This window comes from Mariniradius sediminis (assembly GCF_021491425.1).
GTDB lineage: Bacteria > Bacteroidota > Bacteroidia > Cytophagales > Cyclobacteriaceae > Mariniradius > Mariniradius saccharolyticus.
Window position 1 is genome coordinate 38902 of record NZ_JAKEVZ010000017.1, and the last position, 11903, is coordinate 50804.

At 48.2% G+C, this 11903-nt stretch carries 6 protein-coding genes; 3 read left to right on the forward strand and 3 right to left on the reverse strand.

Features of this window, described 5'->3' with window-relative positions; translation table 11 throughout:
• Positions 1-96: 96 nt before the first annotated feature.
• The 3 genes from L0U89_RS17835 (at position 97) to arfB (ending at position 6117) form a co-directional block, all read left to right on the forward strand.
• The gene (locus L0U89_RS17835; protein WP_234862756.1) at positions 97-2772 is read left to right on the forward strand and encodes an amylo-alpha-1,6-glucosidase; all 2676 of its coding nucleotides are present in this window, start codon (positions 97-99) and stop codon (positions 2770-2772) included.
• A gap of 131 nt (positions 2773-2903) precedes the next feature.
• Positions 2904-5696, forward strand: coding sequence for a formylglycine-generating enzyme family protein (locus L0U89_RS17840; protein ID WP_234862757.1), 2793 nt, complete (start codon positions 2904-2906; stop codon positions 5694-5696).
• A gap of 4 nt (positions 5697-5700) precedes the next feature.
• Positions 5701-6117: an alternative ribosome rescue aminoacyl-tRNA hydrolase ArfB gene (gene arfB, locus L0U89_RS17845; protein ID WP_234862758.1), complete on the forward strand. Its 417-nt coding sequence runs from the start codon at positions 5701-5703 to the stop codon at positions 6115-6117.
• A gap of 66 nt (positions 6118-6183) precedes the next feature.
• On the opposite strand, the gene L0U89_RS17850 is transcribed toward arfB, so the two are convergent.
• The 3 genes from L0U89_RS17850 to L0U89_RS17860 are packed head-to-tail and all read right to left on the reverse strand — an operon-like array spanning position 6184 to position 11896.
• Complete coding sequence (locus L0U89_RS17850; RefSeq protein WP_234862759.1) at positions 6184-7560, reverse strand: efflux transporter outer membrane subunit; 1377 nt, start codon at positions 7558-7560, stop codon at positions 6184-6186.
• A gap of 1 nt (position 7561) precedes the next feature.
• Complete coding sequence (locus L0U89_RS17855) at positions 7562-10711, reverse strand: efflux RND transporter permease subunit (protein WP_234862760.1); 3150 nt, start codon at positions 10709-10711, stop codon at positions 7562-7564.
• A 30-nt stretch (positions 10712-10741) separates the two neighbouring features.
• Complete coding sequence (locus L0U89_RS17860; RefSeq protein WP_234862761.1) at positions 10742-11896, reverse strand: efflux RND transporter periplasmic adaptor subunit; 1155 nt, start codon at positions 11894-11896, stop codon at positions 10742-10744.
• Positions 11897-11903 lie beyond the last annotated feature (7 nt).

The window sequence follows — 11903 nt, forward strand, 5'->3', positions numbered from 1 at the left end:
TTTGGCGGGGTGTTGATGACCGTGGATTTTGTGTTTACCAATACCATTTTTATTTCTATCTTTTATCTCCAAGACCTGAAAAAAATTTTGAAGAAGTTGAAAAAAATTTTTATGCCCCTGGTTTTTCTGCTCGGTTTCTTGAGTTGCAGCCAAAATGCACCCGAAAAAGTCCAGATTAGTTCAAGAGATGAGCCGATCTATGCGACCTACGCGGCCGGTTTGGAGCGTTCCCAATATCTGGTCGACCAAGGCTATGAGTTCCAATATTTCGAAGCTCACAAGCCGCTACGATTTAATTCACAAAAGGGAGGTCAAATGGGTTTGGTTTTCAAAGTCGAAGGCATATTGATTTCGGATATCGATCAATATTTCCGACAACCATCTATCAGCGAGAGCTTTCCTGACATGGTTAATTTTTCCTTTCAGCCAGCGCAGGGTTTAGAGGTAAATGGTGATTTTTTTGTTTATAGTTCAACTGTTGCGATACAACAATATGAACTCTTGAATTCTAGCGGGAAACCAATGGAAATATCGTTGATTCCCTTTTTTCAGAACGATTATCGAACTGTCCGGGATCTGAAGACTTTCGCCCGAAATAACGCCTTTCACTTTTTTCATGAAAAATATCCCGACGGGTGGTCAGTCAACCAAAAGATACCCTACAATGACAGTCTGCAGAGTGTTTTGGTTTTTTCAGACGTCGCCAATGATTGGTCCTTTTTTAATTCAGCGTCCGGAAAGGCTGCCCAGCCGGACTTTTCTTTTTTTGAAGATAGGAAGCAGAAGCTTCAGATCTATGGCCGGGCGTATGACAAAAAGGAGCGACTTGCCGAACCGAGAGGATCAGCGAGAATTCTCGTCAGAGACCCCGAAAATCCGAAATATATCCTAACGGAAAACGCACCTGTTTGGGGACTCCGGGCGCCTGCGATCGATGAAGATGGCTTGTTTCGTATCGAATTGGGGAATTTTCCTGATGGATTTTCCTTGCGCAACCTTGAATTCAGCTATCTGAATTTGACCAGAAATATTGCAGACATCTTTTCGCCGGGCTTGCTAGAGTCATCCAAACGAATTGACTTTCACGCTTCCGACAGCGTCAGATTGGTTAGGGTTTCGGGTATTGAGAAACATTGGCATGATTCGGTTTTTTCGTTTTCCTGGGAGCCGGTACCAGACATCGAGTCATACTTGATCTATCAAAGAAGTTATCCCGATGGTCTGTATGAACTTGTCGAGGAAGTGAAAGACGCTTCTTTTCAACCCGAGAATAACTCAGGAGAACGTTTGATGGGCTATGTGGTCTTGCCTAAGGGTGATTTTGCATCTATCCATTCCGAGGAGATACTCAATGTACCCGATCACAGTTTAGATCGTTGGTTTGCAGTGGAAAAAGGTCCCGCCCATATTGAAAACCCTAACGGTATGGCTGCCAAGTTTGAATTTACGTTGAAGCCAGGCGAATCAAGGACTTTTTCGATAGTACGGGGAATTGTAGACCACAAAGCTGATTCAGATAGTCTTTACCAAGCGATAGGGGATATTTTGCCGATTGACTTTGGGAAATACAGGGCTGAGAATCGCAGTCTTTTTGCCAAAGTTGCCCCGCAAGAGGAATGGGATAATGATACACAATGGCTCTACAAAAGTGCTTGGAACATGATGCGCCAAGTCATGATGCCTGCCGAGGGCAAAGCCAAGCACAATTATTACCTGTTTTCTCGGGAACCGACTTGGGGTTGGGGACACGGAGGGCAGGTGTTTCACGAGAGTATCACGATGCTGGCCTATGCCCATTTGGATCCACGGAGTGCGATGAATTCCCAAAGGATCTTTTCCGAAAGGCAATATGAAAACGGCTATATCAATTACCGCACAGGGCCTTTTTTGGATGAAATCATCGAATACAATGGCCAGTTGACCTCGTCCGCACCTTGGTACAATTGGCTTAATTGGGAGATTTACCTCATCACCAAGGATCGGAAGTTTTTGGAAGAAATGTACGCGTCAGGAAGGAAGTTCTACGATTTTTACACCCAAAACAGGGACAGTGATGGCGATGGACTTTTGGAATGGGGCGGTCATGCCATCCTGGAATCCGTTCGGGATGCGAATGTGGCGGTTTGGGACGAGGTAGGTTGGCCATCCAATTTTGAATCTGTGGACCTCAACTGCATGATGGTCATGGAAGCAAAATCCTTGGAGCAAATGGCTCTGGTTTTGGGTAAAAACGATGAAGCGAAACAATGGAGGACCGACCATCAAACCCGTATTCGCCTGATCAATGAGACATTTTGGGATGAGGAGAATGGTTTCTTCTACAACGTCAACAAGACCGACAATTCCTTTACTTTCAATCGTCCAAATGACCTGAAAAGGGACGAAATCATCGGTTTTTTGCCACTTTGGGCGGGCGTTGTCGATGAAGACAGAGCTCGAACACTGGTAGAGAAGCTGACTGATCCAAATCAGTTTTGGAGAAGACACGGCATCCCTTCGCTTTCTGCCAAAGATACCTATTACAACGACAAAGGATACTGGAATGGTCCGGTTTGGCTGCCTTGGAATTACCTCATTTTTCGTGGGCTCAAGGATTATGGCTACCATCAGGAAGCGGCTGAACTGACCGATAGGGTCGCAGCGGTGATGATTTCACAACTGAAACAAAACCACAACCTATGGGAATTCTATTCGCCGGACCAAGATTGGGCAGGCTACCATAAGACCTATATATGGGCCGGGATCATCAATCGGATGCTGATGGATAGGTGAAGTAATGCTTGAAAAAATGAGATTTGGCAAACTGGTGAACTTTGGACCCTGCAGAGTATATAGCGTTGCATTTCATTTCAGATGCTCGATCGATTGTTTGCGTCATTGAAAAAAGAAAACACCCAAAAACTATGGCCCGAATATTTGTCTTGCTGCTTTTATTGCACCAACTCGCTAGCCTCTCGCAGGCGCAGAATCTGACGGTGTTGGGTGACAATCGCCTGCAGGTCCACCAATTGCAGGGGATTGACTTGGTGCAATCATTACCAATTTTTTCGATCGTCATCAGTGGCGAAAAGGTCCTATCCAGCGAATTTAATCCAGCAGTTTCTTCTTCCATTTGGCAAAGCAAGCTTGCTGTGGTCATGGATAGCACGGAGACCTCGGAAAATCATTGGGAAGGTATTTTCAGGTTTAAAAACATTTCCAAGGATACCTTGACTTTGGAGAATTTTGTCCCCTTTGGAGGTTCGAATGGCCAAGTATACATCACAGGTCTTGGTAAGCACCGTCTCTCACGGACGCACCTTTTTCGTCCGGGTTTCCAGCCGGTCAATGTGATTTTGCCTGATAACGCATGGGAATTGGGCTACTGTAGTTTTGAAATAGGCGGGAAAGGTTTTGCTGCATTGGCGAGAAGGAAGTATTGGGATGGGGCCATCAGGAGGCGTTTCGAAACGGTACTTCCCCCGGGGGCTTCAGTGACTTACAGGCTTTATTTGGATACTTATACTGGGGTATGGCAAGACGGATTGCGGAAGGTTTTTCAGGAAAAATTCCTGTACGATTCGGACACTTTTGACAATAGTCTCTATGAAAGGAAAGACCTTCAGTGGATCAGAAAGGCCTATGCCATGCATTTGCTGATGGCTTGGGACAAGGATTTTTACAGTGCTGAAAAACAGGTATTTAACATATTTGAATTTGAGCGAAAAAGTAAGCGATGGTTCGGGGGCAACGATGTCATTGGAATATGGCCGACTTGGCCGACCTTGGGTTTGGACCAAAGGAACCAATGGGATCTTTTCCGGGATCTACCCGGTGGATTGGAAGGCATCGCGGCTGTTTCGGATAGCCTGAATGCATTGGGGACCAAGCTGTTTATTTCCTACAATCCATGGGATGAGAGCACACGTCTTGAAGGACATTTGGAAGGTATGGCCGAGCTCATTCGAGGTACGCATGCGGACGGCGTGGTCTTGGACACAAAGGGAAGCTCAAGCGGCGAGATCCAGGCCGCGGCAGACGGTGTCAGACAAGGCGTCGTGATGTACAGCGAAGGGATGGCGGTGCCAAAGGACATGCCGGGAATTGTATCTGGACGAGTACACAATGCGCTCTACTACCCGCCGGTGCTGAATCTCAACAAACTGATCAAGCCTGATTTTGCCATTTTCAGGGTTGCAGAATTGGCGTTCGACCGTATCCGCAGGGAATATGCGCTATCCCTATTCAACGGCTACGGTACCGAGCTCAATATATTCCGTCCCGGAAGACCGGAATGGATGGAGGAGGATTACCGGTTTTTTGGGCAAACCTTGAGGATTTTGAGGGAAAACCATTCCAATTTCATCGTGCAATCCTACACGCCGCTATTGCCGACCTTGGAAGATGGGATATTTGTCAATCATTGGCCAAGGGAAGAGAAAGAGATTTTCACGGTTTTTAGCCTTAGGCCCGAGGGCTTTATTGGAAACTTGCTGGAGGTACGGGTTCCAAAACCAGGCTGGCACTATGTCGACCTTTGGAACCACCTCGAGGTTAAACCTAAGGAAGTTGATGGAAAGTACTTCCTGCCAGCCGATCTGGAAGCCTTTCACAAAAAGTGGCTCGGCACCAACAATGAAGGAGCGGTAGGGGCGTTTGCTTATATGCCCGATGTTTTGGAAGCCACCCTGGTTGAAAATATGCTGCTAGTACGGTCAAAGGTCGCAGGTGAAATCCTTATCTGGGCTGGTCAGCCTGCTTATGACAAGGATGCGGTTACCGTATCAGGGGAACAGGCAAGCATCGATATCCGAACCCAGTTTGGGGATTATGAAGGAAAGATCGTGATCCAACTGATGGACAGAGAAGGGGAATTGGTCGATGAGGAAATCATCCACATGGAGTATGGCGTACCCAGATTGGTTTCGGTATCCAAAAGGACAAACCCGTTGAAAAAGGCTCCAAAAGGCATGGTGGAGATTCCCTCTGGGACATTTGAAATGAAGGTTACCCAAGGAGATCAGTTCATCCCTTATCCGGTTTCCGGATTTCCAAAAGAATTGCAAATCACGGGATTCTTCATGGATGTTTTCCCAGTCACCAATGCCCAATTTCAAGAGTTTTTGGAGGCATCCGGGTACAAGCCGCAGGACGCTCACCGATTTTTGGCACATTGGGTGGATGGCAAAACACCTGTTGGGCAGGAGAATTTCCCTGTGGTCAATGTAAGTTATGAAGATGCCCAGGCCTATGCAGTTTGGGCTGGAAAGCGACTGCCCACCGAAGCCGAGTGGCAATATGCGGCTTCAGCGGGAGACGGCAGGGATTGGCCTTGGGATGCCAGTTTGAAGGTAAAAAAGCGCACGGAATATGTAACCAATACGCTGACCGTGGAGCACTTGGACGGCCTGGATTCGGCATTCGTCAACCTAGGAAATGGGCAAATCGAAGCAGTTGGCTCAAGGCCTAAAGGAAAAAACCCATGGGGATTGCAAGATTTGGTTGGCTCGGTTTGGCAAATGACCAATGACCTATACGATAGCGGAACGAGCCGATTGATCATCCTGAAAGGGGGGAGTTATTTCAAGCCGAGTTCGAGTTGGTGGTATGTGCAGGGAGGCCCGCGTGAAACCCATTACCGTCAGATGCTGTTACGGGTATCGGAGGGATTCGAGCGCAATGCCACGGTGGGATTCCGCTGCGTCGCTGACAAATAGAAACATGGATATCTACCAAAAGATCAGGGAAAAGGCATTTGACGGGGAATTTGAGTTTCAGATGAGCCGCAGTTCAGGTCCGGGCGGGCAAAATGTCAACAAAGTGAATTCCAAGGTGACCTTGGTTTTCAACATTCGAGGATCTGTTGTGCTTTCCGAGGAAGAGAAAAATGAATTGCTGGTCAAACTCGCCAATAAATTGGATTCTGAAGGAAACTTACAGATCCAAAGCCAGGAAAAGCGCTCCCAACTTCAGAACAAGGAAATTGCCATTGCGAAGTTCTATGAAATGATCTCCAAAGCCTTCAAGAAGAGGAAGATCCGCAAGGCGAGCAAACCGAGCAGATCAGCAATTGAGAAGCGCTTGAAAGAAAAGAAGATACAGTCCGAAAGGAAAAAAATCAGAAGGGGAGGGGATTGAGCTTCTTTTTGCCATAAAAAAAAAGGCCCTGTTTTAAGGGCCCTTTTTTCGTTTACAATATTCCAATTACCAACCACCTCCCAAAGCCTTGTACAACCTGACCGTGGCGACAAGTTGGTTTTCCAAGGCGACGGACTTTTCAAATTCGGCGTTGAATGATTCCCTTTCCGCATCCAATACCTGAAGAAAGGAAGTGTAGCCATTATCGTACAGCGCCTTGGACAGGAAAAGTGATTTTTCCGTGGCTGCTTTCTGCACGCGACGGGCATTGAACTCATTGCGGTAGGTCCTGATTTCCGCAAGGGAATTTTCCACCTCGGCAAATGCCGTCAGCACGGTTTTCTCATATTCATAGGCACTTTGTACCGCACGGGCACGTTCGACATCGACACGGCGTTTGTTTTTTCCAAAATTGAAAATCGGTCCCGTCAACTGTCCAGTGACTGTTCCAAGAACAGCCTCAGGTGTAAACAGATTGCTCAAACTAGGGCTCGCGACTCCCATCATCCCTGTTAGGCTGATAGAGGGAAAACGCATCGCCACCGCAATGCCAATCCGTTCGGTTTGGGCCATCAAACGCTGTTCTGCTGCCTGAATGTCTGGTCTTCGGACCAAAAGCTCAGATGGTAATCCGACCGGGATGTCCAAAGGCAGGGCTTGATCTTGGTTTTCCTTTCCTCTTTCGATGGGCCGATAGGGTCTCGCAAGCAGCACGTTGAGGGCATTTTCCACGTAGATGATTTGCCGCTCGAGCGCATAAATCTGCGATTCTGCGGCAGCCGCGATTTGTTGGGCCTGCAGTTTGTCTAATTCGGAGACATTTCCCTTTTCAAACCTTTTTGAAATGATATCCAGGTATTCCAACCGGATTTCGTGGGTTCTTTTTGTGATTGCCAATCGTTCATCCAATCCTCTGAGATTGAAGTATAACTCGGCAACTTGGGCCACTAGCGATATGTAGACCGTTTTCCGGGCTTCTTCAGCTGCCATCATTTCGGCAAAAGCAGCACGGTTTGCCCTACGAAGCTTGCCCCAGAAGTCAATTTCCCAGGAAACATTTCCCAACACAGCAAGCATATTTGGGGAAAAAGCCACGCCCGCATCCTGTGCAAAGTCCCTGAAATTTGCTGCCCTGCCGAGCGCATTGTAATTGAGCATCGGGTAAAGATTTGCCTTGTTGAATCCCAGCGTGGCTTTTGCCTCCTCTACCCTGGCCGCAGCCTGCAACAGGTTGAGGTTGGAGTCCAAAGCTGTTTGGATCAAACCCTTCAAAGTCTCGTCTTGGTATACCTCCCACCACGCTAGATTGGTGATGGAATCCGTCGACGTCGCAGCCTGTGTATATTTGGGCGGCTGCTGCATTTCTGGCTTTTCGTATTTAGGACCAACTTTACATCCCACTAATGCCAAACCCAAAAGAATAATCAGTGCTAAGTTTTTCATATCAGTGTGTGGGTTCAGAAGGTGAAACAGGAGCTTCAGGTTTCTTTTTCTTTCCGCCGATACTTTCTATCAGTACAAAAAGCCCAGGTACGACAATTACCCCGATAATCGTTGCAATGAGTGTTCCGCTGAATACGGCCATGCCCATGACTTTCCGCGCTTCGGCACCAGCACCTGAAGCCGTCAGAAGTGGAACCACGCCGAGCATAAAGGCAAAAGAGGTCATCAAGATAGGACGAAGGCGGAGCTTTGCTGCTTCCAGAGCCGATTCGAAAAGGCCCTTGCCTTCCTCATACAGCATTTTGGCAAACTCCACGATCAGGATGGCATTTTTTGCCGTCAAGCCAATCAACATCACGAGGCCGATTTGGGCAAAAACATTGTTGACATAACTGGTGCTCCATAGACCACCCAGCCACAATCCCAAAAATGCCCCAAAAACCGCCGCCGGAACACCCAACAAGACAGAGAATGGTAACTTCCAGCTTTCATATTGTGCTGCCAAAATCAGGAACACAAACACCAGGGCCATCAAAAACATTGTACTACCTGTTCCTTCCGCTGCCTTTTCCTGATAAGACATGTTGCTCCACGAATAGCCGATTTCCTTTGGCATTGTGGCAGCGACTTCCTCCAAGGCACGTAAGGCGTCTCCGGAGCTGTACCCTTCTTTCGGCGCGCCGGAGATTTCAGCGGCGCGGTACATGTTGAATCGATTGGTATAGGATGGGCCACTGATGTCTTCCACAGATGTCAATGTCGAAAGCGGAATAATCTCACCTTTTCTACTTCTCACGTAATACCTTGAAATATCCAGGGGATCAAGCCTGTCTTCTCCCTCAGCCTGGACAAAGACCTTGTATTGCCTGCCGAATCGGTTAAAGTCGTTGACATAGGCACTTCCAAGATAGGTAGAAATCGTGCTCGTTACCTCGGCGAGGTCAATTCCGAGCTTTTCGACTTTGTCGTAGTCGATCGTGATTTTCTTTTGCGGCACATTGGCGCGGTAGAGGGAGAAAATGTTTCCAATTTCAGGGCGTTTTCTCGCCTCACTTATAAAATGCTGGGTTTGCTCCGCCAGGAATTCGGGCGTGCCACCGGATCGATCCTGAAGTTGGAGCGTGAAACCGGCAGAGGTTCCCAGACCTTCTATCGGTGGAGGTCCAAAGGCAATTGCCGTCGCTTCGGTGATATTGCTTCTGAAGGCGATATTGGTGGCTTGGATGAGTTCCTTCGCGGTCATCTTTCTTTCCTCCCATGGTTTCAAGGAGACAAACACGAACGCATTATTGGTAGAGTAGGACCCCGTCAACAAGCTAAATCCCAATACCATGGTAGAATACTCGATATCCTCAAATTCGGACAGGACGGTTTCTACCTTTTTGGCTACTTGGTCGGATCGCTCCAGCGAAGAAGCATCGGGAAGTTGGATGTTGATCAAATAGTAACCCTCATCTTCTTCGGGAACAAATCCGGCCGGGATGCCTCGTCCCAAAAACACCGTAGCAAACAGGACGACTCCGATAATCATAGCGGACCGGATGGATTTTCTGGCTACGATTCCTGCAACGCCTGTATACCCCAATGTAAACTTGTCAAATGCCTTGTTGAAAGCGTTGAAAAACCGTTGTAGCAATCCCTTTGATTCTTTTTTGGGCTTGAGCATCAAAGCTGCCAGGGCCGGACTTAATGTCAAGGCATTGAAAGCTGAAAACAAGACAGAGATAGCGATGGTGATGGCGAACTGCTGATAGAGCCTTCCGGTAATTCCTCCAGCAAATGCAACCGGTACGAATACAGCTGCCAATATCAAAGCAATTGCGACGACAGGCCCGCCAACTTCCTTCATGGCCTTTTTCGTTGCATCTTTTGGCGAAAGTCCATGTTCGATATGGTGCATAACGGCCTCGACAACCACGATGGCGTCATCCACTACGAGCCCGATCGCCAAAACCAAGCCCAGAAGGGAAAGTACATTGACCGAAAACCCAAGAAGCGGGAAGATGATGAACGTACCGATCAAGGAAACCGGTACTGTCAAAAGCGGAATCAGGGTGGCGCGCCAATCTTGCAGGAATAGGAACACGACCAAGATTACGAGGATCACAGCTTCGAAAAGCGTATGGACAATTTCCTCAATACCTACCGAAATCGCCCGGGTCGTGTTGAGAGACACCTCATAATTGACATCCTGTGGAAAGAACTTTTTCAAATCCTCCATCGAGGCTTGGATCAAGTCTGCGACTTCCAAGGCATTGGATCCAGGCATTTGGTACACGACGATGGTGGATGCCGGTGCACCGTTCAAGCGGCTGACAGCATTGTAGTTATCCAAACCCAACTCGATTCTGGCAACATCCTTCAGCCTGATGATGGCGCCGCGGTCGTCAGACTTCACGATGATGTTGCCAAATTCCTCCTCGGTAACCAGGCGCTCCTGCATCGTGACCGTGTAGGTGTATTCAACCCCCTCAGGCGCGGGAGGTGCCCCGAATTTTCCACCAGGGGTAATGGCATTTTGCTTGCGAACGGCGGCGACCACATCGTTGACAGTCATGTCCATACGGGTCAAAAGGTCGGGATCCAACCAAATCCGCATAGAGTAATCCGAACCACCAAACAACAACACATCGCCGACACCTTTGATCCGTTTCAATTGGTCGACGATATTGATGTTTGCGTAATTATTGAGGAATTTGGAATCGTAGGTATTGCTTGGTGAGGTCAGGGTCACCAGCATCAGGGGGAAAACCAGGGACTTTTTGGTAGTCACCCCGAAGTTCTTCACTTCGACTGGTAGTTTGGCATTGGCTTGGGACACCCTATTTTGGGTCAGCATGTTGGCATTGTCCAAGTCTGTCCCTACCTCAAATGATACCTGCAATGTCAACGAACCGTCGGCAGCGTTGATCGATTTCATGTAGAGCATTTCTTCCACGCCATTCACCTGTTGCTCAATAGGCGTCGCTACGGCCTGTTCCACATTGACTGCATTGGCGCCGGTAAAGTTGGTGGTGACCTGAATCATCGGTGGGGTGATTTCAGGGTATTTTGAAATGGGGATGCCACGTAGCGTGATCAATCCCATGATAACCAATAGGATGGAGATTACCATCGCTACTATCGGTCTGCGTATGAAAAACTCGCTCATAATGTCTTAGTCTTAGGCTGTCAGAAAAACTTATTTTGCTGGGGCTTTTTCCGGCCACGCCTGCTCATTGACCGTGATCTTTGTGTCGGGTGTCAAACTCGCAGTTCCCAAAATCGCAACCAGGTCTCCTGCCTTCACACCGGAATTGATCACCCAACCATCACCGGATTTTGGCCCTGTGGTGACCGGAACAGCCTGTATTCCACCAGAGGCATTAATCGTAAACACCTGGGACAAATGTTGTTGTTGGATAACCGCCCGCTGCGGCACTAGCACCGCATTGGGAATCGTAGTTACCAAGATTCTGGCCTTCACAAAGAGACCCGGCCGCAAAACACCCGTCGGATTGGGAAATCTGGCTTCTACTGTCAGTGTGCCCGTTTTGGGATCGATTTCCCGGTCGGCCAAGTTTATTTCACCAACACCTTCGTATTCGGTACCGTCCGCCAAAACCAAGTGGACATTTTTTCGGGTTTGCTCTATTTCTTCCTTAGTCAGTCTACTCAGCCGCAGGTATTCCTTCTCACTGATTTGAAACCTCACCCTCACGGCACCTACGCTAGAAATCGTTGCCAATACCGATGTGGTTCCCATACGGGTCACGTAATCGCCCACCCTAAAATTCGAAATGCCGATGATACCATCAAATGGCGCATACACGCGGGTGTAGCCCAGTTCTATCTTGGAATTTGCGAGTGAAGCCTCTGCCGCGCGTACACGGGAGGCGGCGGCCTCATAGCTTGCCACCGCATTGTCCAGATCCTGCTTGCTAAGCGCATTCATCTCAGCCAAGGGGCGTACACGGGAAAGCTCGTTTTGTGCCCTCACCAGTTCGGTCTGTGCGCTGGCAACCTGGCTTTTCTCCCTATCCACACTCGTCTGATATTGGATATCATCGATGGTATAAAGCAAAGTGCCCTTTTTTACAAAAGTGCCTTCGCGAAAATTAAGTGATGTGACCCAGCCATCTACCCTCGATCGGATGTCCACGTCGGACTCGCCGTAAACCTGGGCGACGAATTCTTCAAAAATGGGAACATCCTGTTGGATGGCTTTTACAGCATTGATTTGAACGGGGGGGAGCTCCACAACCTCTGTTTTCTTGCATGCCGTCCATGGTAACATAACCGCCACCAAGATTAGGACTTTTACTTGACGCATTGGAATTAGGTGTCTTTTTTTCATGTGTTAT

Bases quoted from the DNA above. Each gene is read 5' to 3' on its own strand.
- L0U89_RS17840 (WP_234862757.1), top strand. From the start codon at position 2,904: ATGGCCCGAATATTTGTCTTGCTGCTTTTATTGCACCAACTCGCTAGC.
- arfB (WP_234862758.1), top strand. From the start codon at position 5,701: ATGGATATCTACCAAAAGATCAGGGAAAAGGCATTTGACGGGGAATTT.
- L0U89_RS17850 (WP_234862759.1), bottom strand. From the start codon at position 7,560: ATGAAAAACTTAGCACTGATTATTCTTTTGGGTTTGGCATTAGTGGGA.
- L0U89_RS17855 (WP_234862760.1), bottom strand. From the start codon at position 10,711: ATGAGCGAGTTTTTCATACGCAGACCGATAGTAGCGATGGTAATCTCC.
- L0U89_RS17860 (WP_234862761.1), bottom strand. From the start codon at position 11,896: ATGAAAAAAAGACACCTAATTCCAATGCGTCAAGTAAAAGTCCTAATC.